The organism is Halomonas sp. hl-4, assembly GCF_900215475.1.
Classification (GTDB): domain Bacteria; phylum Pseudomonadota; class Gammaproteobacteria; order Pseudomonadales; family Halomonadaceae; genus Vreelandella.
The window spans coordinates 3,138,428-3,162,581 of the sequence record NZ_LT907845.1 but is presented as its reverse complement, the minus strand read 5'-3'; the positions used below and the strand labels follow the sequence as shown (position 1 = coordinate 3,162,581).

The following is a 24,154-nucleotide window of genomic DNA, read 5'->3' as shown; positions in this document are numbered from 1 at the left end:
GACATTCTCCAGAAATCTTTTGGGTCGGCTTACATCTCAGCTTTCATGTGGCGATCGCTGTAGTCGCGCCCATAAGTGTGCAGCGCATGGAAGTACAACCCGATCCCCAGTAGCGTCCATACGGCAAGGATGATCCACTCTGCAGTGCCCAATGCTGCTGGGCTTCCCGGCAGGTAAAGGCAGGCCATGCCAAACGAAAGCACGACGGCCAAGGTGCCGCATAGCTTGCCGTAACTCACTTTGAACGGACGGGGCATATCCGGCTCGCGTACGCGAAGCACCATGAAAGACACCGCCACAAACAGGTACGCGAGTACAATCCCCAGGCCACCGGCATTGACGATCCACACCAGCGCGGGGCGGCCGAATAACGGGGCAAGGCAGGACAGAAAGCCCATTAAGAAAATAGCGTTGGTGGGCGTTTTATAGCGCGGATGTAGCTTGGAGAAGACGGCTGGCAGCATGCCCGCATTGGCAAGTGCGTAGATAGCCCGCGAACCGCCGATGTAAAAGGCATTCCAACTGGTAATGATCCCGGCGATACCGGCGATCACCATCAGATTACCCGCCCATGAAGCATTGAACAGGCTCTCCATGGCGTCGGGCACGCTTAGCGAACTGGCACCGATTGCTTCGTTATCCAGCGCCAGGCTGGTGGCTAGGATAATCAGCGAGTACCACACCACCGCCAAAATCACCGAGACCATCAACACTTTGCCGATGGCTTTGTAAGGCAAGTTGATCTCTTCAGCGGCTTGTGGGATGACATCAAAGCCGACAAACAAGAACGGCACCATCACGATAACCGCAATAATACCGGATATCACACTGCCTTCAGACTGTGAAAATAGAGGCATCATGTTGGCGGTGCTGCCCTCAAACAGGGAGCCGGTAACAAACATCACCCCCACCAGCAAAATCACCCCTGTGACCACTTTTTGCAGCAGTGCGGCCGTGCTCACGCCAAAGTAGTTGATGATCATCATGGCAAGCGAGCCACCTACGCCCACTGCCACCCAGGTGGCTTTAACTTCCCAGCCAGCAATGGTCCACATGTGGCCGACGGCGTAGTTGGGCGCAAGATGCTCGACCACTGTTGGCAGTGCGACGGCTTCGAACGCCACCACGCTCAGATAGCCTAATATGATCGCCCATGTGCAGAAGAAAGAGGGCCAATGGCCTAGCGCGCGGTAGCTGTAAACATGCTCACCGCCGACTTTAGGCATCGCCGAAGCGAGCTCAGCATAGGTTAGGCCGACTAAAACAATCGCTAAACCACCAATAATAAAGGCTAGAATGGCGCCTACGCTGCCAGCGGATTGAATGGCGGTGCCGGTAAGGACAATCCAACCCCAGCCGATCATGGCGCCAAATGCCAGGGCGAGTACGTCGCCGCGGGCCAGCACCCGGACGAGTTTGGCTTGTTCTGAAGAAGACGTTGTCATAGCGCAGAGTCCTGCAAGTTATTGGATGTTGTCATGGGCGCTCTGAGGCGCAGTATCCCGATTCCGCTTGAACGGAATAACCACACGCTAGCAGGCAGCGGGCAGAACGCGAATGCACCACTTTGGCGTTCGACTAGACCACTTTCTGGGCGCACCAAATTAGTGCGCAACTTGCATTCGACTTTCGTAGTAACACCCGATCATTGCCGGCTTAAAGTGCGACAGGAGACTTTCAAAATGGACCATACGGAGGCTTTGCACCACTTTGAACAGCTTTATGCACACCAGCCTGAACAGTTGAGTAAGCAAGTCCGTATCGAGTTGGCACTGCGCCAGGCGATTACCCATCAATGGCCTACTGGGCTGCGCTTGCCTTCCCACCGTGCCCTGGCCAGTGCTGTGGGGGTGTCTCGCCAAACCCTGGCGCAAGCAGTCGGCACGTTACTTGAGGAGCAATTGCTTAAAACCGCCCACGGCCAGGGGACCTGGACCTGCAAGCCGGCGGTTCTTGCAACGACATTGCCAGTCAACACCCAACTCTCAAAGCGCGCCCAGCGCGTACTAGACGGCCCCGGCGCCAGCATGATTCAAAGTGGGGCCTTTGTCCCCGGCATTCCCGATATTGCCCAGTTTCCGATGCGCAAGTGGCGGCAGCTGTATGCCAGTGTCACCGTGCCGCAGAATGCCCTGCTGCTGTCTTACTCCACCGGCGGCTATGGGCCGCTTAAACGTGCGATACGCGATTTTCTGGCGCGCTGGCGCAACATCAGTTGCGATACCGAGCAAATTATTATCACCGACGGCACTCATAACGGGATCCAGCTGTGCGCCATGGCGCTGGCCGATGTGGGCGATACCGTCGCAATGGAGTCGCCTTGTTACTGGGGGGCGCGCAATGTATTTACCGCTGCGGGGTTAGACATCCAGATGTTGGCGTGGCAGCCCGGTAACGGGCATTCGCTGCCCTCCGATACCGGCCCGATAAAACTGGCCTACTTGACCGGTTCCCACCACTATCCACTGAGCGTGCCCACCAGCGCCGAGCATAAGCAACAGCTTTGTGATGCCTTGTCGCCCAGCTACGTGGTGGAAGACGACTACGAATTTAACCGCGACGATCACGCTAACCTGCTCTTCGATGCGCACTCGGCGCGCCACTTGCTGGTCGGCTCGTTTTCCAAGATGATGTTTCCTGGCTTGCGCTTGGGCTACCTGGTCGTACCGCATCATCTAGCAGGGCCAATGAACCGCCTACGCAGCGAGCTTTTCCGCGAAGGGCGCATGCTTGATCAGGCCGTACTGGCGCAATTCATTTTTGATGGTGACCTGGACGCCTGGTGCCGCCGTATCCAGCGTGACTATTTAGGCCGCCAGCAGGTACTGCATGACCAGCTAGGCTCGCTGCCACAGGTGCGCAGCGTCTCACCGCCGAGCAGCGCCATCAGCCTATGTGTTGAGTTTGAGCCGGGTATCAATGATGTGCAGATCGCCCAAGCACTGTTAAAAGAACATCTGGTTGTGCGTCCACTTAGCCCCGTATGCGCCAAACACGACCCACGGGTTGGTCTGGTAATGGGCGTGGGAATGCTTTCGGGGGAAACATTGGTGCGCGAAGCCCAGCGATTACGCCGTTGCTTAGAGAGCCTGCTACGCTAGCGTGCGATTTGTGAGCAGCCACTCATTTAACGATAACAATTTATTCACAAGGACTTTGTCATGCCCCGCCCTGTTGATGGATTTATCGCTCGCCACTGGCCGGCTTTCGCTACGCTTCGCCGTTGGGTGCCGCTAGGCCTAGTTCTGGCGCTCTCGGGCTGCGCTACCTTCGCGCCCAACCCACCCGAGGATCAAAGCAACATCTGCGAGATTTTCCGCGAACAGCCCAGCTGGTATGACTACGCCCAAGAGTCTCAGGAGAAGTGGGGCACGCCGATCGCCACCCAGATGTCATTTATTCAGCAGGAATCGTCGTTTCGTAGCCACATTCGACCAGACCGCAAGTACTACCTGGGCTTTATCCCCGGCCCGCGACCTTCTTCAGCCAAAGGCTACGCCCAGGCCCAAGACCCTGTGTGGAGTGAATACGAAGATGACGTAGGCGGGCTATTTTCCCGCCGCACGCACATGAAACACGCCACCGATTTTATTGGCTGGTACAACCAACGCACCCGCGAACAAACCGGCGTTTCACTCAGCAACCCTGAACACCTTTACCTGGCCTATCACGAAGGCGCAGGCGGCTATCAGCGCGGCAGCTACCGTGGTAAACCCGCCGTACAGCGGGCCGCCAGCCAAGTCGCCACGCGGGCCAGCCGCTACCAATCGCAACTCAACAGCTGCGAAGCGGAATTCCAATGCCGCAAGTTTTATCAGGTATGGCCGTTCTGTCGTAGTTAAGGGATCTGACGATGTCACTATGGATTGGTGCAGCCCTGGTTAGTGTGGTGTTTTTTACGTCGATGCTCTCTGGCGTATTTGGCATGGCGGGCGGTTTGGTACTGCTGTGGTTTCTACTGTTGATCTTTCCTGCAGGCACGGCAATGGCGGTGCACGGCGTAATACAGCTCACCGCGAATGGGTCACGGGCATGGCTATCGCGGCGCTATATTGTCTGGCGTATCGTTGCCTTTATGACCCTTGGCGTATTGAGTGCCGCTGGCTTGCTGCTGTTGTTCAACTACAGCCCTAACGCCGCCAGCGTATCGATTTTGATAGGCCTGATGCCGATTTTGGTATGGATGCCCAAGCGCTGGTTTCACCTGGATGCCAACCGCGCCAGTCACACCCTGTGCTGTGGCATTGCCTCCGGCGGTTTGACAATTGCGGCGGGGGTTTCCGGGCCACTGATCGATATTTTCTTTGTGCGCTCCCAGATGGATCGCCGCCAAGTCGTGGCGACCAAAGCGATGATTCAGGTGGTGGCGCACAGCATTAAAATCATCTTCTACCTGGGTGCCGCCATGGCACTTAGTGCCGGAGAGTGGGGCATTGTGCTGCTAGCCGCCCCGTTTGCGATCTTTGGTACCCACACCGGCAACCGCATTTTACACCGCCTCACCGATGCCAACTTCCGCACCTGGACGCGCTGGATTGTTACCGGTATTGGGGTCTTCTACTTCTTGCAAGGGGTCTTTCTGCTCACCCGCTAGCGTTGCAGCAGAGTCCAAGCGATTTGCGCGCCATCATTGCTGCAACAGTTGCCGCACAATATAAGCCAGTAATGTCAGAACGTCTTACCAGGTGTAGCACAGCTAATTATCTTACAGGGTGCATCTCCGGTATTTCGGAAACGATGCGGAACGCTTGTCTTGAAATAATACGATTCACCCGGCCCTAAGCGTCTAGCGGTGCTTCCCACGATGATTTCGATTTCACCTTCTATGACGAAGCCAGCCTCTTCACCGTAGTGAGCAATCATCGCCTGCCCTGTGTCAGCGCCCGGTTGATAATTCTCAACCATAAATGCCAACGCGCGATTAGGCCGATTCGCTCCTACAAGCTTGTAGGAAATATCACCAGAGGCGATATCAACAAGCTCATCAGCCGAATAGAAAACCTGCTCCTGACTATCAAGGTCCATCGTAAAAAAATCACCGACGCTTATGGAAAATGCGTTCAGAATTTTCTTCAGGGAACTGACTGACGGGCTAACTTTTCCCTGCTCTATCAGCGAAAGACTAGAGTGAGTAACTCCACATAGCTTTGCCAGCTCACGCTGCGAAATTCCCCGCTGCTTGCGCAAGGAACGCAAGCTCGCACCCACGTCATCCGACATGCTTTTTTCACTCCCTCTCAATAAGTGAATTAGGTTATTTCGACTATCTATTGAGGGCACATAATAGCGCAAAAAAAAACCCCACGACTGTGGGGCAAAAACTTAATTAAAAGGGTACTTCCGATAAAAGATAATTCGCCTAATCGGTGTGCACCATCGTGCTCAGCTCAAGCACTTCGAGCATCAGCCAAGCCAGAGTTCACTTCAGCCTCTTGCGGCTCGTCTTCGTAAGCAATCCGGAAACCGGTAAAGCCGTAAAGAATGGCAAATAGCGGACTAAGCAACGCTAGAAAGGCATAGGGCGCGTAGCTGAAAGCACTGACACCAAGCGTGGCAAACATGAAGGCACCACAAGTATTCCAAGGTACTAGCGGTGATGTCATGGTGCCGGCATCCTCTACCGTGCGCGACAGGTTTTTCAGCTTAAGCGAGCGACGCTGGAACTCGTTGGCATACATACGGGCAGGTAGGATAATGCTCAAATACTGATCACAACCTACTACATTAGCGGTCATCGCCGTCGCCACCGTGGTAGCGATCAAGCTGCCAGTCGTCTTGGCCAGTTTAAGCAGGCTTTCTACAATAGTGCGAAAGAAACCTGCAGACTCAAGAATCCCGCCAAAGCTCATCGCGATGATAATCAGCGAAACCGTCCACATCATGGCGTCAGTACCGCCGTTGGTCAGCAGGTCGTCCACCGTGACATTGCCAGTGTCTACCGAATAGCCTTCCACAAAAATTGTGAAGCTATCATCTAGAGGCACACCCTGAATCACAATCGCACAGACGATGCCCATTAGCGAACCAACAGAAAGCGCAGGGATAGCCGGCACCTTTTTGATCATCATGACGATAACCGCTGCCGGCACCAGTAGCAGCCACGGGCTGATGATAAACAACTCATTTAGGCTCTGCTGCAACTCGGCTACTTGTGTCGCGCCATCGCCAGAAGGCGTCATGTTCAGACCAAGAATGGTGTAAAGCACCAGCGCTACTGCAAGCGCAGGAACCGTGGTGTAGAGCATATAGCGAATGTGTTCAAACAGATCGACACCGACGACACCTGGCGCCATGTTGGTAGTTTCGGAAAGCGGAGAAATCTTGTCGCCAAAATAAACCCCAGAGATCACGGCGCCTGCTACCATCGCCGGATTAAGGCCTAGTCCTTCACCGACTCCCATCAGAGCGATGCCAATAGTGCCGGCCGCCGTCCAGGCGTTACCGCCAGCCAGCGATACCAAGCAGCAGATCAGGCACGCCGCGACCAAAAAGTAGTCTGGTGCCAAAATGCTCAGCCCGTAATAGATCATGGTGGGCACGATCCCACCGGCAATCCAGTAGCCAATAATGGTGCCGATAATGATTAGAATCACAATCGCCTGAGTGGTCAGGCCAATAGAGCGCATGATTCCCGCTTCGAGATGCTTCCAGCGACTACCCGTCGCAATAGCCACTATCGTCGCGACAATCGCACTCAAAAAAAGTGGCAAGTGCGGATCCGTCTCGAAATAGCCGATAAAAATGCCCAATGATGCCGCCATAAACACAACGGGTATCATGGTCGCTTTCAAACTTGGGCGGGGAGTTTCTTGGTCTTCTTTAGCAGTGTGGTCAGTCGACATAATGTCCTCACTTAATATTTGATTATTGGTCGTCGTATTTCCGTTAGGAAATCCTTGCAGTGATGGCGACTCCGGTCCTTCTTATGCTTGTTTTTATTGGTTTTTCAGGCACAAGGCCCCCTCGGCGAGGGGCACGGCTTTTGCCGTGACACCTAGCGCTGTTGAATCGAATCAATAAAGGGTGAAGTACCCAGGTGAAGTTCGTTACGAACTTCGAGGGTTCAAACGCTCAGCGACATCCACACCGTCTTCACTTCGCAGTATTTCTCCTGCGCATGAAGCGATTTATCGCGCCCATTGCCCGACTGTTTAACGCCGCCAAAGGGTACTGTCTGATCGATACCCGCCCAGTTATTCACGTATACCTGACCGGATTGCAGACGCCGAGAGACCCGCATAATGCGGTCAATGTCCTGGCTCCAAACGCCGGCAGCGAGGCCAAAGTCACTATCATTGGCCAGTGCAATCGCTTGCTCTTCGCTGTCGAAACCGAACACGCTCAGCACGGGGCCAAAGATTTCTTCGCGGCCAATGCGCATATCGGGAGTAACGTCATCGAAAATCGTCGGCGACAGGAAATATCCCTGGGAGTGATTGGCTTCACCCCCTAGCGTCAGGGTGGCGCCTTCGCTTTCGCCTTGGCGAATATACTCAAGTACCCGGTGGTACTGCGCTTCATCGACCATGGCGCCCATGAAGCTATCCGGGTCGAGCGGGTCTCCTGGCTGCATGTGCTCAGCGGCTTTCACCACACGGGCCACAAACTCCTTGCGAATACTGTTTTCCACCAACAGGCGCGAACCGGCAATACAGACTTCACCTTGGTTGTGGAAAATAGCTTCTGCAGCGCTTTGGGCGACGGCATCTAGATGCTGACAGTCCGCAAAAACGATGTTTGGGCTTTTGCCACCGCACTCTAGAAACACGCGTTTCAGGTTGGATTGTCCGGCGTACTGCATGAGCTGTTTACCCACCGCCGTGGAGCCGGTAAACGCCAAGCAATCTACCTGCATGGAGAGCGCCAGTGCTTTGCCCACCGTATGGCCGTAACCGGGTAAAACCTGAAATACGCCGTCAGGAATACCGGCTTCCTGGGCAAGATGCGCCAAGCGCAGCGCCGACAACGGCGATTTTTCCGACGGTTTGAGAACCACGCTGTTGCCCGCGGCCAGTGCCGGGGCAATCTTCCAGGACGTCATCATCAGTGGAAAATTCCATGGCACGATCGCCGCAACAACGCCCATGGGTTCACGTAGCACCAATCCGAGCGCACGATCTCCCGTGGGGGCCACTTCGCCATAGAGTTTATCGATACATTCCGCCTGATAGCGCAAGCAGGCAACGGTGCCTGCCAAATCCCCAAGCGAGCTGGAAATCGGCTTACCCATATCGAGCGTATCGAGTAACGCCAACTCATCGCGGTGCGTCTCTACCAAATCCGCGAGGCGCAGCAACACGCGCTTGCGTTGACTCGGAGGGCAACGTGACCAGACACCGCTATCAAAGGTTTCACGGGCCGCTTGCGTTGCACGCTCAGCCTCTGGCGCATCGCAGCTGGCCACCTCGGCAAGCACGCTTCCGGTAGCAGGATTGATACTGGTCAGTGTGCTGCCACCTGCGGCGGCCACAAACTCACCATTGATAAAAGCGCGCGTTTCAAAGCTCAGTGACGCTGCTTTTGCTTGCCAGTCGGCTAGGGTTTTCGTGTTATCTGCCGCCATTATGCACTCTCCATGGGGTGTGTTATCGCCAGCTTTTCGGCTGTTTTGTCCAGTGCCAAACGCGCTTTGCTCACCAGTTCATCAATTTCACTGTGCGTGATGATAAGCGGCGGGGATATCACCATGGTGTCGCCCACTGAGCGCATCACTAGCCCGCTTTCGAAACACAAATCACGACACAGATTGCCTACCGAAAGGGATTTATCGAAGCGCACACCGGTCGTCTTGTCAGCAACCAGCTCAAGTGCCCCGATCAGGCCTAGCGAGCGAGCTTCACCAACTAACGGGTGTTCCGCCAACGCCTGCCAACGTTTCGCCAGATAAGGGCCCAGGTCATGGCGAACGTTGTCGACCACCTGCTCACTTTCCATCAGCTCGAGGTTTTTAAGCGCCACAGCCGCACAGACCGGGTGGCCGGAGTAAGTAAAGCCGTGGAAGAACTCACCGCCATCTTCTATCAATGTATCGGCCACGCGGTCTCCCACCAGCACCGCGCCAATGGGCAGATAGCCCGACGACAAGCCCTTGGCAATCGGCATCAGGTCAGGTGTTAGCCCATAGTGAGTACTGCCAAACCACTCGCCTAAACGCCCGAAACCGCAAATGACTTCGTCGGCAATCAGCAAAATATCGTACTTAGCCAGTACCTCTTTCACCGCAGGCCAATAGCTGTCCGGCGGAATGATGGCACCGCCCGCGCCCTGCACCGGCTCGGCAATAAAGGCGGCCACGTTGTCTTCACCCAACAACAGGATCTGCTTTTCTAGCGCTTGGGCACACTGCTTGCCGAAGGCCTCCTGACTCATGTCGCGCCCTTCGCCAAACCAGTAAGGCTGGCCAATATGGGTAATGCCCGGCACACAAGGGCCGCCTTGATCGTGCATCGGCGCCATGCCGCCAAGGCTCATGCCTGCAACGGTAGAGCCGTGATAACCATTGTCACGCGAGATGATCCATTGCTTTTCCGGCTTGCCTTTGATCGACCAATAGCGGCGCACCATGCGCAGCACGGTATCGTTGGCTTCAGAGCCGGATCCCGTGAAGAACACATGATTGATATGCTCGGGTGCCAGCTCACTTAACTTAGCTGCCAGCTTCACTGCTGGTGGGTGAGTAGTTTTGAAAAAGTTGTTGTAATACGGCAATTGCTGCATCTGATTGGTGGCAGCATCCACCAGCTCCTGACGGCCATAGCCGAGGTTGACGCACCACAGGCCCGCCATACCATCAAGGATGCGATTGCCTTGGCTATCGTTGATATACACCCCATCAGCATGGGTAATGATGCGACTGCCCTCTTCTCCGAGTGATTTAAAGTCGGAGAATGGGTGAAGGTGGTGCTGGCGATCCAGCGTTTGGTAATCCTGGGTCTGCATGAGCATGGCTCCTGATCAGATCATAACGACAAGCCTCAACAAGCGGCAGGCTGTGCGTCATGTTGGTAGCGATGGTGACGGCAAGCCGCTGCAAAGCCCTGAAACAGCGAGTCGTATAAAGGATGTTCTTTGGGATACCACTCAGGATGCCATTGAACGGCCAGCGCGAACGCGGTGGCATCACGTATAGAAATCGCTTCAATCAACCCATCCGGCGCCCACGCCTCCGCATCAAGCTCCGGCGCAAGCTGATCAATCCCTTGCTGATGAAGCGAATTCACCTCGGCGTGCTCTGCATCATATAGCGCCGCCAAAGCACCATCAGGACGGATATTCAGCTCATGAGCAGGCGCATAATGACCGGCTTTGTTATCGGCGGATGGCTCACGGTGGTCGAGCATATTTGGTAGCGTGTGTACGGCTTGGTGCAATGTGCCGCCAAATGCCACGTTGATTTCCTGGAAACCGCGGCAGATTCCGAATAACGGCAACGCTTGCTTCACTGCTTCATGCACCCAGACAAGTGCCAGCTCATCACGCCAAGCGTCATCGCGGGTATTTTCAGGTGCGCGCTCGGCGCCATAACGGGACGGTGAGACGTTGGTGTAGCTGCCTGTAAGCAAAAGACCATCAAGATTACCAAAGAGCGCTACGGCCTGAGCTTTGCGCTGTTCAAAGGTCAACGTGTCGGCAGCTAGCACGGGGAGAATAATCGGCGTCATACCATACTGGTAGAGCGCTTGGAGGTATTTGTCGGTCACCATCTGAGCAGGGTGGCCTTCCACATCCCGACAGCAGGCGATTACACCCACAACCGGGCTTGGGGATTGGATTTTTTCCATGGTTAATACACTTTGTCAGTTGTTATGCTTTAATCAACACTCACCTCAACATAGCGCGGTCTATTTTATTTTCCAATAGGGAAGACAACTTTTTTGCAAAAAAATATCTAATAGTATGATTTATAAATACAAAAACAAACGCACTTATTTTTACTCGAACAAAAACTAGGCTTTTTGTTATTAAATATTTGACACACGAGGTCGCCAGAGCAAGGATATCGTTATCAGAACGCAACCAAAACGGCATAAAAACAAGGTATATTGTATGTCCTCTGCCAGTCCTACAAACGCTCACAACGAACCCCAGGATTTCCTTGAGCGCTATCCTGACATTACCAGTATTGACCTTTTGATCAGTGACCTTAATGGCGTTATCCGTGGCAAACGGATCCCTAGAGACAACCTTTCTAAAGTCTTCAAAACAGGCATTTTCCTGCCTGCATCCGTATTTGCGCTGGATATCAACGGCAATACCGTGGAGGAAACCGGACTAGGGCTTTCCAGCGGCGATGGTGATCGTTTATGCCGCGCCATTCCCGGCACGCTCAACCCGGCACCTTGGCTGAATAAAAACCACTACGGTCAGCTATTGATGACCATGGAGGAAATGGATGGCACGCCGTTCTTTGCCGATCCGCGCCAGATTTTGCGCCGCCTTCTTAAGCAGTTCTCTGACCGTGGCTTAACACCAGTAGTCGCCCTTGAATTGGAGTTTTACCTGGTCGATCGTCTGCGCGATGGAGGGAATCTGATTCAGCCACCGCAATCTCCCTGCAGTGGCGAACGGGCCACGCAAAGCCAACTCTACTCAGTGCTGGAGCTGGACGAGTACGCTGAATTTATCAATGATTTGCAGAGTGCCGCTCAGGCACAAGACCTGCCGCTGGACACGGTGTTGAAGGAGTGCGCACCAGGGCAATTTGAAGCCAACTTGGTTCACGACGATGATGCTTTGCGCGCCTGTGACAATACGGTACTACTCAAGCGACTGATAAAGGGCGTGGCGCTACGCCACGGTTTTGAAGCCACCTTCATGGCCAAGCCCTATGGTCAGGAAGCAGGTAGCGGCACCCATGTTCATGCAAGCATAGTGGATAGCAACGGGCAAAATATCTTTGCCGAAAACGGCGATGACCCACTGGAAAGCAAAGCGCTACAACACGCCGTAGGGGGGCTGCTGGGGCTGATGCCGGACTCCATGGCGCTACTGGCGCCAAACCTAAATTCCTTCCGCCGTTTTCAGGAAGGGCTTTATGTGCCAATGGCACCCACCTGGGGATACGACAACCGCTCCGTGGCGATACGCATACCCGCCGGACCAAAAGAAGCGCGACGCATCGAGCACCGCGTGGCCGGCGCTGACGTCAACCCCTATCTGCTACTAGCCACCGTGCTGGCGTCAATCCACCATGGAATGGACCAGCAGCTCACCCCCGCTGCGCCCATCATCGGCAACGCCTATGACCAAATCGCGCCTCAGTTAACTAACAGTTGGACCCAAGCGCTACACCTGCTTGGCAACAACCGCGTACTCGGCGAACAACTTGGCGAAGACTTCATTCACGTGTTCATTGCCAACCGCCAATCAGAGCGTGCCGAAACCATGCGCGAAGTCAGTGCGATGGAATACGACTGGTACCTGCGGCAAGTCTAGATTGGCGATTACCAATCAACAGCCCCTCCCTCTCCCACAGGAATGTGGGAGAGGGCTGTGCACAAACGCTAGGTGAATACTAAAATTAAACCAACCACCAGTGCTGCAAGACGTTGCTGTAGAAGTAATCGAACCCGCTCACACTGCAAGCCGGTCACGCATGGCGTAAAACCACGCCCCTATGGCGGAAAGCGGCACACGCAACAGGCGCCCGCCAGGCATTGGCAGATGAGAGACCTGTGCAAAGGATTCAAAACGCGCTTCCTCACCGCTAATGGTTTCTGCCACCAGCTTTCCCGCCAGATGCGAGCACGTTACACCATGACCAGAGTACCCCTGCGCATAGTAGACATTGCTATTAATACGTCCGAACTGCGGCAAACGGTTGAGCGTCAGCAGAAAGTTACCGCTCCAGGCGTAATCAACGCGGACATCGCTCAGCTCAGGAAAGGTGGTTAGCATTTTCGGCCGGATGGCCGCTTCAATACTGGCTGATGCTTGCCCGCCATAATTCACACCCCCGCCATACAGCAAGCGGTTATCAGCAGTCAGGCGGTAATAATCCAATAGATAATTGCAATCTTCTACCGCTTTATCGTTAGGCAGTAATCGCGCTGCTAACTCTGCCGGCAGTGGCTCAGTGGTAATGATCTGGGTTCCACACGGCATCGCTTTACTTTCCAGCTTGGGTAGCAACCCTTGCAAATAGGCATTGCCAGCCATGACCACCCGCTGAGCAGTCACTCGCCCCTTCGGGGTATGCAGCGTTACCGGCTCACCGTGTTCCACTCGCGTCACGGGCGAATGCTCAAAAATCCTCCCACCCAGCGCCTCTAATGCTGCTGCCTGCCCCAGCACCAGATTGAGGGGATGTAGATGACCACCAGAGTGATCCATCAATGCGCCCACGTAGCGTTCGCTGCCTATCTCTCGCCTGACCTCATCGCCGTCCAGCAGTTCCAGTTCCTGATGGCCGTAGCGCTCCCATAAGGTCTTTTGTTCCTTGAGACCTTCCCACTGCTTCTTGTTACAGGCAGCAAAAAGGTTACCCTCTTTCAGGTCACAATCGATCTGATACTTCTCAATGCGTTGCCGGATAATCTGGTTACCCTCAAACGCCATAGCGCCCAGCGCGCGAGCGGTTTCAGCGCCATTCTGTTTCTCAATAATATCCATATCACGGCTATAGCTGTTAACGATCTGCCCGCCGTTACGTCCAGATGCTCCGAAGCCAATCGCCACGCTTTCCAGCACCACCACACGGTAACCACGCTCGGCCAGATGTAGCGCCGCTGAGATACCGGTAAATCCAGCTCCCACTACACAGACATCACTCTCCACATCACCTTCTAGCACAGACCGTTCCGGCGAAACGTTGGCAGACGCCGCATAGTAAGATGAGACATGCCCAGAAGAAGTTTGAGATTGCATCTATCGCCCTCCAGTTGTTGATTATTTTAACCACATCATGGTACATAACAGCCTAAAAAAGGGCAACAAGCACTGCTTTAGGCTGAAAAAAACCAACAATATGAATTTTTATGTCACATTAAATTCAACAAATTAAAAATTGTGTCTATCTCACACTTGCTTCTAGGCGCAAATATTTTGCTCCCAACAACCCCCTCAATCATGTCAACTATGCTCAACCCAATACTTCGTAACAGCCTATTTGCAAAGCCCGCTCAGTCAGCAGTCACTACTTAACAAGGGAGGCGCGCACCAACGAAATCCCGCTTGCACGCTTTCCCCAAACTGAAAACCTCCAGATGAGGCAATGATTCCTCTTTAACATCCGTACTAAAGGCATGGTTAGCGTTGATGACATGGAAAGCGTTAAGCTCTTAGCTGCCTATACTGACCTTACCTACTCCTGGAGGTCGCTATGGATTACCACCACTACCGCGAAGCCCTTGCCGAGACTCTCGCTCAGAGCGAGCTGCCTTTTTCTCATTCGGAATACCAAGCGCGCCTGGATACAGTTCGCCAAGCGATGGCCGAGCGCGGCCTTGACGCCTTGCTGCTCACCGATCCAGCCGATATTAATTACCTCACCGGCTACCACACCTTCGAGGTCTCGGTGCATGCGTGCCTAGTGTGCACACCAGAGCGCTTAGTACTGCAAGTGGCGTCGATTGAAACGGGAGCTGCCGTTGTTACGGCTCGGGTGGACGAGATTATTGGTTATCGCTGGGAAAACGTGGATGAAATTATCACCCCGCTGGCAGACCTGCTCGCCAGCTGCCCCCGCATCGGCATTGATGGCTGGAGCAGTGGATTACGCGTGGGTGTTATGGAGGCCCTGGCCAATAGCGTTGGTCGAGAGCGCTTCTGCGAGGCTGGCGATTTGCTGGATACCATTCGGATCGTTAAAAGCGCCGCCGAGCTCGACATGCTGCAAGAAAGCGCGCGCATTACCGCCGCTGGGTTGGACGCCGCCATCCAGATAATTCGCCCTGGCATGACCGATAACGATATTGCTGCCGTGGGGGCCAAAGCGTTGTTGGAAAACGGCAGTGAATTTATGAGCCTTCAGCCGATTGTTACTAGTGGGCATCGCATTGGGATCATTCACGTCAACCACAAGCGTCACGTAATACAGCCTAATGAGCCGGTTTTTTTGGAATTCGGCGCCGCCTATCAGCGCTATACCGCCCCTATGATGCGCACCGCCGTTACCGGCGCACCCAGCCCGGCCCTTTCTGCCACTCGCGATCTGTGCCGCTCGATGTTTGAAACGCTGTGCAATGCCATGCGCCCAGGTAACACCTTTGATGAGGCCGCCAGGGCCGCTGATGCACTGCTCGCGCCGCAACGTGACCGGCTGTTTTTCTCCGGCGTATTTGGCTACGCGGTGGGCGCGCAGTTTCCCCCCAGCTGGGTCGAGGGGACCGGCTATATCGCCCAAGGGCAGTTGCGTGAATTTGAAGCCAATATGGTGTTTCACCTGCCGCTATGCCTGCGGTCGCCGGGGCAGTGGGGCGTTGGGCTGAGCGATACAGTGGTGGTGACCGCGCAAGGTGCCAAGCCACTAACAGGTAACGACTGGCAGCTATTTCAGGCGCCCAGCACGACCAGATAACAGCCTCTTATAGCCGCAGTATTGACAGCCTGATGGACTGGCGCTATCGTCACACAGATGAAAATGAGAAATACTCTCTTTTGTATTTGGCCATCGACGACGATGCTGGATTAATCACATGAACAGCGAACAGCGTCAGCTTCGCCATACCATAATGTTCTTACGCACCTCGTTTGAAGCTATCCAGCACTCGATTGCCGGTCGCTTAGACGATCCTCTGCCCTGCTGGCTGGATACCAGCATGCTCACGATGTTATCGCGGGAGCTGACCCACTGCTGCCAGCAGGCCAAGCCGATATTTTCTCCCGCCGTCACCGAGCAGTTGTTCATCGCCTCCCAGCAGTGCGAGCTGCTGCTTAAGCAGTGCCCCGGCGTACTCAGCAGCGCCATCTGCCACCGTCAGTTAGCCGCCCTTATGCTGCCGCTATCCAGCGCGCTACAGCAGATCGACACCCCGCCTAAGCGCCGCTGGCCTTGGCAACGGGGATAAACATTACACGTCATCACTCACCTACAGGCACTGCCTACTGACCATTTACTGGTTAGGTAGCAGGTGTGCTTGCGTATTGTCGTTTTCTTGACCCCTGAATTTATCATGATAAATTGAATGTAAGGTGCCACCAACGAGCACCACGCTGCGACACACACTACGCAAGGGGTCTCTCATGACAGAACACAACACGGCGGCGGCAGCCCGTCCGAGCAAAAAATGGTACCAAACGGTCCCCGATCCAATGGTGCTGATCTTTATGATTTTGGTCGCAACTTATCTGCTGACCTTCATTATTCCTGCCGGTGAGTTTGAGCGAACGACACAGGACGGACAAACCGTCGTCATCGCTGACTCCTTTAGGTACTTAAACGACGTTGCCGCCTTGTCGCCCTTCAATATTTTTGTGGCGATACCGGAAGGCCTCATCTCCGCCTCGCAATACCTATTTATTGTCTTTATCGCCGGCGGCCTGTTTCATATCCTGCAGAAAACCGGTGCGCTCGAAAACGCCATCGGCGTCGCGGTTCATCGCGTCGGGATTGAGCGCCGCAATATGATCATTACCGTTGGCACCTTCATTTACGGCTTTTTCGGTGTCGCGGTGGGATTTGAGAATAATATCGCCCTCGTCCCCATTGCAGTGCTTATTGCCAGTGCTATTGGATGCTCTAGCTTGGTAGGAACCACAATGGCGGTTGGCGGCATCGGTATCGGCTTTGCGCTGTCGCCGATCAACCCATACACCGTTGGCGTGGCGCAAGGTATTGCCGAGCTACCCACGTTTTCGGGCGCCTGGCTGCGTACCTTGATGGTGGTTTCATCGCTCGCCCTGCTATCGCTGTATATCTGCAAACGTGTCATCAAGATGGACTTTGAAGAGCCTGACAACGCCGAGTCGTTAAGCAAGCCCCTAAGCGAATACCGCCTGACCAAGCGCAATCTTTTGACCATCGCGGTCTTTGTTGGCGGCTTGGGCGCAATGCTTATCGGCGTCTTTACGCGCGGCTGGTATATCAATGAGATCGCCGCCACTTTTCTATTACTGGCGATCATCATCGGTGCGCTCAACGGCCTTTCGGCCAACAGTATTGTTAAACAGATGATGGAAGGCGCGGCGAGTGTCACCGCCGGCGCGCTGGTGATCGGGGTCGCGGCCTCTATTCAGGTTATCCTGGAGCAGGCGGTGATTATTGACACCATCGTTAATTCGCTGAGCGCCTTGATCGACAACATTCCCCCGCTGTTCTCGGCGATTGGTGCCAGTGTCGTCCAGGGCGTTATCAACCTGTTCATACCCTCGGGTTCCGGGCAGGCGTTGGTTACCATGCCGATTCTGATTCCTGTCGCCGACCTGGTCGGCATGAGCCGTCAGTTAATGATCACGGCTTTCCAGGTGGGCGACGGCTTGACCAACCTGATTGTGCCTACCTCAGGCGGCACCCTGGCAATGCTGGCCCTTGGTCGTGTTTCTTATGCGCAGTGGCTGAAAGCCATTCTGCCCTTTATGGTCGTGGTCTATTTACTGGCCTGGGTAGGCTTGATCATTGGCCACTACGCAGGCTACTGATCAGCGACCTTATGACGCTTTCACTGGTTCACGTTCATCCTGAAACGGGCACCGTGGCCACGCTCACCGCAACCGGTGGCGTGGCGGTGGGTGGCTATGTGCATCATTGCTGGCGCGGCATTGGGGCGTGCGTTACCCAGGGGCGCTACACCAACCCCTGGTACCCTGCACGGGTATTCGAGACCTTGAGCCAAGGCGCTTCCGCTTCCGAGGCGTTGCAAGTGGCAATTCAGACTGATGGCCGCTCAGAGAATCGTCAGTGCCTGGTGATGGACGCTCAAGGACGAGCTAATGTACATACTGGTTCCGCCAACCTGCCCAGTGTAGCTGCCAACCTCTACCCAAGTGTCGCAGCAGCAGGCAACATGCTGCGTAGCACCGATGTAGTCACAATGTTGGCCAAGCACTTTATTCAAATCAGCACGCTCAACAGCACCGCTGTCCTGCAAGATGGCGCTCACCCTCGATACCCCCACGATCACGACCAACGGCTGCTCAGCCACTTACTGGACGCGTTGGAGGCCGCTCTCAATGCGGGCGGCGATGCCCGTGGGACACGCTCAGCCGCACTGCGTATCGAGTCCTTTGCTCAGCCTCCTATCGACCTTAGGGTGGATTGGGCCGACGACGTTATTGAGGCACTGCGGGCGCTTGAAGCGCGTTTCAGGGCGGACGACTTTCAAGCGTTTTGGCAGCAGCTACCGCTGCGCTGATGGCTCATTGATGGAGTTCTTATGTCTCACCAAGCCCCACCTACAACCTTTTCTGAAGGACAGATAGGTCACTATCTATTAAGTTGTCTGGACGAAGCGGCGCGCTACTCTCAGCCCGGCCCTGGCGTCACACGGCTGTTTTGCTCGCCCGAACATCGCCAAGTACTGCCGTTGATTGAACAGTGGATGCAACGCGCAGGCCTGACACCCGAGCTCGATGCGGCAGGCAACTTGGTAGGCCGCTGCCCCAATGCTCAAGCTGGCAAGCCCACGTTAATCATGGGCTCTCACCAGGACTCAGTGGTTGAGGGTGGCAAGTACGACGGCATGCTCGGCATAGCAGTCCCGCTGATCGCGTTAGAAGCGCTGCGCCACGAAGGCATTACGCTACCTTATGGGGTGGAAGTGGTCGCTTTTGGTGATGAAGAAGGCGTGCGCTTTCCTACCACCCTGGTTGGCAGCCGCGCTCTCGCGGGCACGGTTGACCCACAGCAGCTTGAGGCACGCGATGCACAAGGCATCACTTTAAAAGAGGCACTGCGTAGCTTTGGCACAGAGCCAGATGGCATTCCTGCATTGGCCCGCAAGCCTGCCAACACGCTGGGGTTTGTGGAAGTACATATCGAACAAGGCCCCCGCTTGGAGCAGCGCGATCATGCAGTGGGGATTGTCACCGCTCTCACTGGTATTGAGCGCCATCAAGTGACGGTTAGTGGAAAGGCCGGTCATGCGGGGACCACACCGATGCCTGGCCGCCATGATGCGTTGGTGGGTGCCGCAGAAATGGTGCTAGCTGTCGATAACGTGCTGCAAACTACGCAGGCGCTAGTTGGCGTCGTTGGGCAATTGGATGTACGCCCCAATGCCGTTAATGTAATACCCGCATCGGTCACCTTTACGATTGAGCTACGCTCTCCACAGTCAGAAACGCGGCAGCAGGGACGCGAGGCGGTTCAGGTCGCACTCAAAGAGATTGCCGAACGTCGTGGGCTGTCACTCTCCATGGACAACTCCTACCGCGCAGACGGTGCGCGATGTGCCGAATGGATTATGCAGGGTCTAGAGCAAGCCTGCGCCAACGTTCAGCAACCCACTGAGCGGATGTTTAGCGGCGCCGGTCATGATGGCTTGGCCATGCAGGATGTCACCGATATCGGCATGCTGTTCGTACGCTGCAAAGAGGGCTTGAGCCACCACCCCGACGAGAGCATTTCCGCTGACGATGGCGAAGCAGCGGTGCGGGTCATGATGGCCTTTTTGCAGCAGCTTGATCCCGCGAAATGCCGTTAGGCCAATAACTCCGGCAGGAAAGCTCGCCTTACCTGGGCTTCTTGCTGGTTCATTACCCGCTGAGCGTCCAACATATGCTCGCGCATGATGGCAAAGGCACTGTCCGCATCACCTAGCTCAATGGCATCAAGTATTGCCGCATGGTAGCGGCACCCCGTTTGCCCTAAATCGTGGGTAACCGGGTCATATAAACGGCGGTAAATCGTCAGGTCGGAAAGCACCTGGATCGTGAAGCGAATAATAAAGGTCAGCAATTGATTGCCGCCCGCCAGCTCGGCAAGCATCAAATGAAAGTTAAGCGAGTCGAGGTGCTGCTGCCGTTCGGTGTCGCTATCGTCACTAGGCTGTGCGTAACTGTGCAAGCTCTCCCGCAACCGAGCAATATCACTTTGGCTGACCTTGCCTGCTAACGAGGCGGCTAGTTCAGGCTCCAGCGCCAAACGAATCTGATAGATATCCTGAATCGAAATATCTTTGAAAAATAAATAATTACTTAAAAGCGATACGGCTTTCGCGTCGCTCATCGCACGCACAAAGGCACCGCCACCAGGCCCGGTGCGCGTTTCCACCAATCCCTGTGCTTCCAAGACACGCGTACTCTCGCGCACGGTCCCCTTCGATACGTTGAGCGTTGCCATCAGCTCCGCTTCACTGGGAAGCCGATCGCCAGGTTTCAAATGGCGGTCAACAATCCAGCACTTAATGGTTTCTGCCACCTGATGAGGGCGGCGCTGGGATACTTTTTTCGTCATGCGATAACGTCTATCCATTAGTAATGCCGCTAGCGTAGCAGAACTCGTCAGCGTTAGGGCCGCAGACGAAAATCCGCACGATATTGGCACTCACTAGTAAACTGGTCTATTCTGTGCGCTATTGTTCATCTAAGAACTCGAAAGGAGTTTGTTTAATGGCTTACGAAACGCTTTTTGCCCCGACGCAACTAGGCAGCGTATCAATCCCCAACCGGGTGATCATGGCACCGCTGACCCGTGCTCGCACGCCTGACAGCGTGCCTGGCAAAATGCAGGAAGCTTATTACGGCCAGCGCGCCGGGGCCGGATTGATTATCAGCGAAGCCACCAATATTTCCCCCACCGCCCGTGGCTATGTGTATACACCCGGCATCTGGACCGACGAGCAGGAAGCTGGCTGGAAAAACGTAGTCGATGCAGTGCATGCCAAAGGCGGGCGAATGGCATTGCAACTGTGGCACGTTGGGCGTGTTTCCCACGAAATGGTTCAACCCAACGGCCAGCAGCCGGTCGCGCCCAGCGCGCTGAAAGGCGAAGGCGCCCAGTGTTTCGTTGAGTTTGAAGACGGCACCGCCGGTCAGCACGCCACCAGTACACCGCGCGCGTTGGAAACCGACGAGATTCCCGGCATCGTTGACGACTACCGCCAGGCGGCTATTCGCGCCAAACGGGCAGGCTTTGACATGGTCGAGGTCCACGCGGCCAACGCCTACCTGCTGAACCAGTTCCTGGCTACGGGCACCAACCAGCGTACCGACCAGTACGGCGGGTCGCTGGAAAACCGCGCGCGCTTCCCGCTGGAAGTGGTCGATGCCGTAATCGACGTCTACGGCGCTGACCGGGTCGGCATTCGCATGACGCCGTTTATCGAACTGTTCGGCTTGACCGACGATGAGCCTGAAGCCATGGCGTTCTATATGGCCGAGCAACTCTCCAAGCGCGGCCTCGCCTATCTGCACCTGAACGAGCCCAACTGGGCCGGTGGTGATATCACTTTCCCTGACGGATTCCGTGAGCAGATGCGTGAGCGCTTTAGCGGTAGCCTGATGTACTGCGGCAACTATGACGCCGACCATGCGGAAACACGCATCCGCGAAAACACCACCGACACGGTGGCCTTTGGGCGTCCTTACATCGCCAACCCGGACTTGCCCGAGCGTTTCCGGGTCAATGCGCCGCTCGCCGAGCCCGACCACGAGACGTTCTACGGCGGCGACGAAAAAGGCTACACCGACTATCCGTTTATGGATAACGGTTACGACCGCATCCAGTAACAGCCAAAGGTAGCTTTCCCCCGCGCCCTGTTCAGCCTGTGGCTGAACAGGGCGTTTTCCCTGCGAAACGCTACACGCGTGGTTGCTGCTGAGTGATGCAGTGAATGTTCCCGCCACCAAGCAGTATTTCCCTTGCCCTAACGCCGATCACCCTTTTCGTGGGAAATAACCGGGATAGAATGCCTTTAGCCTGTCCATCGTAACGAGGATCCAGCAAAGGCATTACAATGACCGAGTTACTAATATAAAAATTGACGTAAGAACCCGCCATGCGATCCCCAGGTAACCGGGGATGCGAGCTGTTCAGGCGATCAATTCCACTGGCTTCATCGTCGGCAATATATAGCGGGCCTGGCTGGGGCAGTTTATGGATAGTGAGCCGCCTGCCTTGAGCATCCGTGGCGTTTTCCAGCACACGCAATGCTTCCCGACAAATAGCGCCCTGGGGATCTTGCTCATCCTCACACCACGTTAGCGCCACATGGCCAGGCGCAATAAAGCAGCACAGGTTGTCCACGTGGCCATCGGTCTCGTCGAGATAACAGCCACGCGGTAACCAGATGATGTGACTGACGCCTAAATACTCCTGCAGCCAGTATTCGATAGTGGCGCGGCTCATCTCCGGATTACGATTAGGATTCAGCAAGCACTCTTCCGTGGTGATAAGCGTACCTTCACCATCCACATGAATGGCTCCTCCTTCTAATACGAGCGGGGCCTCGAAGCGTTGAATACCCAGCATCTCACTGATTTTACAACGAACCCGCTTGTCTTTGTCCCATGGGAAATAGAGCCCCTCCTTCAACCCGCCCCAGGCATTGAACTCCCAGTCCACCATGGCGAGTCGCCCATCGGGGTGGGTAATAAAGGTGGGCCCGACATCGCGCATCCAGGCATCATTGCTGGACAACTCAACCACCCGAATATGCGCAGGCAACTGGTTGCGGGCATTTTCATACTGCTCATCATTGACACCCACAAAGACCGTCTCACTCTCTGCAATCGCTTGTGCTACATCGACAAAGGCTTGCTGGGCAGGTTTTGCGCCATAGCGCCATGTATCTGGGCGCTGAGGCCACAGCATCCAGCAGGCAGCATGGGGGGCAAACTCCGCCGGCATCGAAAAGCCCAACGCTCTGGGTGTTGGCTCGCTCGCCAGAGAGCCGGTGGTAGTTATAGGTAAGGACGTCGAGTGCTTCATATATGCCCCGCCAGTATAAAGAAGCCCGTTGCCACGGCAGCGGCTATTAAGACATAGGGCAGTTGCGTTAACGCATGGGCCATTGGCGTACACCCGGCCCCTTGGGCAGAAAGGACGGTAGAATCGCCGTAAAAGCAGGCGTGGCTGCCAAAGGCACTGGCTGAGATCAAAGCCCCCACTACGAGCGGCATATGCGCATCCATACTACTGGCAAGCGGTAATACGATAGGCATCGCCACAGCAAACAGTCCCCAGAAGGAGGCGGTCGCAAAAGCGAGAAAGGCCATGGTGACGAAGACAACCGCCGGTAGCATACCTGCGGTCATTAACGGCTGAACACTCTCGATCACATAGTTGGTTAAGCCAAGCAGGTCGTTCACCTCCTTAAGCACAAACCCAGCCACCAGCGTGCCAAGTGGCATAATCATGGCTTTGAAGCCATCAAGCGCGGTGTCAAACGTATCGTGAAAGCTTAACAGTCGCTGCACCGCGATAAGCACTAGCGTCACAGCAAGCGCCACAATAACGCCGCGCAGCACATCAATCTCAAAATACCAGGTGAAGAAAATCAGCGTCGCAATAGGAAGCAGAAAATTGAGCAGATGAGGGCGTTTTTTGTCTGTATCTTCTATTTCCAGCGCGCTGTCGTCAGTGCCATCTGGTTGTGGCTGGCCAGCTTCAGCGCGAGCCTCAGCTGCTCGCATTGGGCCAAGGTTGGGGATAATGCCCAGTGCCACCAGGGGCACAAGCGCCGCCGCTATCCAAGCGTAAAACATAAAAGGTATCGCTTGAATGTATAGCCCCATGCCGTTACCAGCAGCATTGTTCTCTTCCAGCAAACCTGCAAAGAACACAGCCCAGGTGGAAAACGGTACGAGAATACAGATCGGCGCTGCCGTGGAGTCAACGATATACGCTAACTTCTCACGGGATATGTTAAAGCGATCTGTCACTTTCTTCATGGAAGCGCTAATGGTCAGCGCATTGAGATAGTCATCGACAAAAATGATTAGCCCCAGCCCCCACGTCGCTAACAAGCTTTGTCGGCGGGTATGGATGCGTCGGGTAACCGCATCACCAAAACTTAACACGCCGCCCGTTTTTACCAGCAAGGCAATCAAGCTACCAAATAGCCCACACACAAGGATAATCCACGTCACCGTGTCATTACCCAATACCGATAGCAGTATATCCGACCCTTGGGTAATGACATTGAGAGGTTCAAACATCAATAAGCCTACCAGCGCGCCTGCCAGAAGTGACTCAATCGTGCGCCGGGTAATAATCGCCATGACTAAAACCACTAACGTAGGTATCAGGCTTAAAACTCCATACTCTTCCATTGTT

Annotated in this window: 20 protein-coding genes; 10 read left to right on the top strand and 10 right to left on the bottom strand. The window is 55.0% G+C overall.

Annotation, left to right across the window (positions count from 1 at the left end; genetic code table 11):
- Positions 1–29: 29 nt before the first annotated feature.
- Complete coding sequence (locus CPH17_RS14930) at positions 30–1,445, bottom strand: APC family permease (protein WP_074395033.1); 1,416 nt, start codon at positions 1,443–1,445, stop codon at positions 30–32.
- A 237-nt stretch (positions 1,446–1,682) separates the two neighbouring features.
- Between CPH17_RS14930 and CPH17_RS14925 the strand changes: the two genes are divergently transcribed.
- Genes CPH17_RS14925 through CPH17_RS14915 form a run of 3 tightly spaced genes read left to right on the top strand, consistent with a single transcriptional unit; the run spans position 1,683 to position 4,594 of the window.
- A complete protein-coding gene (locus CPH17_RS14925) occupies positions 1,683–3,101 on the top strand; it encodes an aminotransferase-like domain-containing protein (protein ID WP_074395032.1) in 1,419 nt (472 codons plus the stop codon).
- A 60-nt stretch (positions 3,102–3,161) separates the two neighbouring features.
- Entirely contained in the window at positions 3,162–3,842 is a 681-nt protein-coding gene (locus CPH17_RS14920; protein ID WP_074395031.1) for a transglycosylase SLT domain-containing protein, read from the top strand.
- 11 nt (positions 3,843–3,853) lie between these two features.
- Positions 3,854–4,594: a sulfite exporter TauE/SafE family protein gene (locus CPH17_RS14915; RefSeq protein ID WP_096300127.1), complete on the top strand. Its 741-nt coding sequence runs from the start codon at positions 3,854–3,856 to the stop codon at positions 4,592–4,594.
- A gap of 74 nt (positions 4,595–4,668) precedes the next feature.
- On the opposite strand, the gene CPH17_RS14910 is transcribed toward CPH17_RS14915, so the two are convergent.
- From CPH17_RS14910 to CPH17_RS14890, 5 genes are all read right to left on the bottom strand, one after another.
- On the bottom strand, positions 4,669–5,220 hold the full coding sequence (locus CPH17_RS14910; protein ID WP_082934174.1) for a cupin domain-containing protein: 552 nt from the start codon (positions 5,218–5,220) through the stop codon (positions 4,669–4,671).
- Between the two features lie 167 nt (positions 5,221–5,387).
- Positions 5,388–6,842 carry a Na+/H+ antiporter NhaC gene (gene nhaC, locus CPH17_RS14905; protein WP_096300124.1) on the bottom strand — a complete coding sequence of 485 codons (1,455 nt, stop codon included), beginning with the start codon at positions 6,840–6,842 and terminating at the stop codon, positions 5,388–5,390.
- A 221-nt stretch (positions 6,843–7,063) separates the two neighbouring features.
- A complete protein-coding gene (locus tag CPH17_RS14900) occupies positions 7,064–8,563 on the bottom strand; it encodes an aldehyde dehydrogenase (RefSeq protein ID WP_074395028.1) in 1,500 nt (499 codons plus the stop codon).
- On the bottom strand, positions 8,563–9,939 hold the full coding sequence (locus CPH17_RS14895; protein ID WP_074395027.1) for an aspartate aminotransferase family protein: 1,377 nt from the start codon (positions 9,937–9,939) through the stop codon (positions 8,563–8,565). The genes CPH17_RS14900 and CPH17_RS14895 overlap by 1 nt, the downstream gene beginning before the upstream one ends.
- Before the next feature lie 35 nt (positions 9,940–9,974).
- Positions 9,975–10,781, bottom strand: coding sequence for a gamma-glutamyl-gamma-aminobutyrate hydrolase family protein (locus CPH17_RS14890; RefSeq protein WP_074395026.1), 807 nt, complete (start codon positions 10,779–10,781; stop codon positions 9,975–9,977).
- A gap of 265 nt (positions 10,782–11,046) precedes the next feature.
- Here CPH17_RS14890 and CPH17_RS14885 point away from each other — a divergent pair, with 265 nt between their 5' ends.
- Complete coding sequence (locus tag CPH17_RS14885; RefSeq protein WP_074395025.1) at positions 11,047–12,435, top strand: glutamine synthetase family protein; 1,389 nt, start codon at positions 11,047–11,049, stop codon at positions 12,433–12,435.
- 138 nt (positions 12,436–12,573) lie between these two features.
- On the opposite strand, the gene CPH17_RS14880 is transcribed toward CPH17_RS14885, so the two are convergent.
- Positions 12,574–13,866 (bottom strand): NAD(P)/FAD-dependent oxidoreductase, encoded by a 1,293-nt coding sequence (locus CPH17_RS14880; protein WP_074395024.1) that lies wholly within the window; start codon positions 13,864–13,866, stop codon positions 12,574–12,576.
- Between the two features lie 454 nt (positions 13,867–14,320).
- Between CPH17_RS14880 and CPH17_RS14875 the strand changes: the two genes are divergently transcribed.
- The 5 genes from CPH17_RS14875 (at position 14,321) to CPH17_RS14855 (ending at position 19,580) form a co-directional block, all read left to right on the top strand.
- Positions 14,321–15,517 carry a M24 family metallopeptidase gene (locus CPH17_RS14875; RefSeq protein ID WP_074395023.1) on the top strand — a complete coding sequence of 399 codons (1,197 nt, stop codon included), beginning with the start codon at positions 14,321–14,323 and terminating at the stop codon, positions 15,515–15,517.
- A gap of 118 nt (positions 15,518–15,635) precedes the next feature.
- Positions 15,636–16,007, top strand: coding sequence for a hypothetical protein (locus CPH17_RS14870; protein WP_074395022.1), 372 nt, complete (start codon positions 15,636–15,638; stop codon positions 16,005–16,007).
- A gap of 175 nt (positions 16,008–16,182) precedes the next feature.
- The gene (locus CPH17_RS14865) at positions 16,183–17,577 is read left to right on the top strand and encodes a YfcC family protein (protein ID WP_096300122.1); all 1,395 of its coding nucleotides are present in this window, start codon (positions 16,183–16,185) and stop codon (positions 17,575–17,577) included.
- A gap of 11 nt (positions 17,578–17,588) precedes the next feature.
- Positions 17,589–18,290 carry a DUF1028 domain-containing protein gene (locus CPH17_RS14860; protein ID WP_096300120.1) on the top strand — a complete coding sequence of 234 codons (702 nt, stop codon included), beginning with the start codon at positions 17,589–17,591 and terminating at the stop codon, positions 18,288–18,290.
- A 21-nt stretch (positions 18,291–18,311) separates the two neighbouring features.
- Positions 18,312–19,580 carry an allantoate amidohydrolase gene (locus CPH17_RS14855; protein WP_096300118.1) on the top strand — a complete coding sequence of 423 codons (1,269 nt, stop codon included), beginning with the start codon at positions 18,312–18,314 and terminating at the stop codon, positions 19,578–19,580.
- Here the strand turns inward: CPH17_RS14855 and CPH17_RS14850 are convergent.
- Positions 19,577–20,332, bottom strand: a complete 756-nt coding sequence (locus CPH17_RS14850) for a FadR/GntR family transcriptional regulator (RefSeq protein WP_074395018.1) — start codon at positions 20,330–20,332, stop codon at positions 19,577–19,579. The genes CPH17_RS14855 and CPH17_RS14850 overlap by 4 nt on opposite strands.
- Before the next feature lie 155 nt (positions 20,333–20,487).
- Between CPH17_RS14850 and CPH17_RS14845 the strand changes: the two genes are divergently transcribed.
- Positions 20,488–21,606 carry an alkene reductase gene (locus tag CPH17_RS14845; protein WP_074395017.1) on the top strand — a complete coding sequence of 373 codons (1,119 nt, stop codon included), beginning with the start codon at positions 20,488–20,490 and terminating at the stop codon, positions 21,604–21,606.
- A 70-nt stretch (positions 21,607–21,676) separates the two neighbouring features.
- On the opposite strand, the gene aguA is transcribed toward CPH17_RS14845, so the two are convergent.
- Positions 21,677–22,807, bottom strand: a complete 1,131-nt coding sequence (gene aguA / locus CPH17_RS14840) for an agmatine deiminase (protein ID WP_074395016.1) — start codon at positions 22,805–22,807, stop codon at positions 21,677–21,679.
- Positions 22,804–24,150, bottom strand: coding sequence for a Na+/H+ antiporter NhaC family protein (locus tag CPH17_RS14835; protein WP_074395015.1), 1,347 nt, complete (start codon positions 24,148–24,150; stop codon positions 22,804–22,806). The genes aguA and CPH17_RS14835 overlap by 4 nt, the downstream gene beginning before the upstream one ends.
- Between the last annotated feature and the right edge of the window lie 4 nt (positions 24,151–24,154).

Bases quoted from the DNA above. Each gene is read 5' to 3' on its own strand.
- CPH17_RS14925 (WP_074395032.1), top strand. From the start codon at position 1,683: ATGGACCATACGGAGGCTTTGCACCACTTTGAACAGCTTTATGCACAC.
- CPH17_RS14860 (WP_096300120.1), top strand. From the start codon at position 17,589: ATGACGCTTTCACTGGTTCACGTTCATCCTGAAACGGGCACCGTGGCC.
- CPH17_RS14885 (WP_074395025.1), top strand. From the start codon at position 11,047: ATGTCCTCTGCCAGTCCTACAAACGCTCACAACGAACCCCAGGATTTC.
- aguA (WP_074395016.1), bottom strand. From the start codon at position 22,807: ATGAAGCACTCGACGTCCTTACCTATAACTACCACCGGCTCTCTGGCG.
- CPH17_RS14910 (WP_082934174.1), bottom strand. From the start codon at position 5,220: ATGTCGGATGACGTGGGTGCGAGCTTGCGTTCCTTGCGCAAGCAGCGG.
- CPH17_RS14930 (WP_074395033.1), bottom strand. From the start codon at position 1,445: ATGACAACGTCTTCTTCAGAACAAGCCAAACTCGTCCGGGTGCTGGCC.
- CPH17_RS14890 (WP_074395026.1), bottom strand. From the start codon at position 10,781: ATGGAAAAAATCCAATCCCCAAGCCCGGTTGTGGGTGTAATCGCCTGC.
- CPH17_RS14870 (WP_074395022.1), top strand. From the start codon at position 15,636: ATGAACAGCGAACAGCGTCAGCTTCGCCATACCATAATGTTCTTACGC.
- CPH17_RS14865 (WP_096300122.1), top strand. From the start codon at position 16,183: ATGACAGAACACAACACGGCGGCGGCAGCCCGTCCGAGCAAAAAATGG.
- nhaC (WP_096300124.1), bottom strand. From the start codon at position 6,842: ATGTCGACTGACCACACTGCTAAAGAAGACCAAGAAACTCCCCGCCCA.
- CPH17_RS14855 (WP_096300118.1), top strand. From the start codon at position 18,312: ATGTCTCACCAAGCCCCACCTACAACCTTTTCTGAAGGACAGATAGGT.
- CPH17_RS14850 (WP_074395018.1), bottom strand. From the start codon at position 20,332: ATGACGAAAAAAGTATCCCAGCGCCGCCCTCATCAGGTGGCAGAAACC.
- CPH17_RS14880 (WP_074395024.1), bottom strand. From the start codon at position 13,866: ATGCAATCTCAAACTTCTTCTGGGCATGTCTCATCTTACTATGCGGCG.
- CPH17_RS14895 (WP_074395027.1), bottom strand. From the start codon at position 9,939: ATGCAGACCCAGGATTACCAAACGCTGGATCGCCAGCACCACCTTCAC.
- CPH17_RS14920 (WP_074395031.1), top strand. From the start codon at position 3,162: ATGCCCCGCCCTGTTGATGGATTTATCGCTCGCCACTGGCCGGCTTTC.
- CPH17_RS14915 (WP_096300127.1), top strand. From the start codon at position 3,854: ATGTCACTATGGATTGGTGCAGCCCTGGTTAGTGTGGTGTTTTTTACG.
- CPH17_RS14900 (WP_074395028.1), bottom strand. From the start codon at position 8,563: ATGGCGGCAGATAACACGAAAACCCTAGCCGACTGGCAAGCAAAAGCA.
- CPH17_RS14845 (WP_074395017.1), top strand. From the start codon at position 20,488: ATGGCTTACGAAACGCTTTTTGCCCCGACGCAACTAGGCAGCGTATCA.
- CPH17_RS14835 (WP_074395015.1), bottom strand. From the start codon at position 24,150: ATGGAAGAGTATGGAGTTTTAAGCCTGATACCTACGTTAGTGGTTTTA.
- CPH17_RS14875 (WP_074395023.1), top strand. From the start codon at position 14,321: ATGGATTACCACCACTACCGCGAAGCCCTTGCCGAGACTCTCGCTCAG.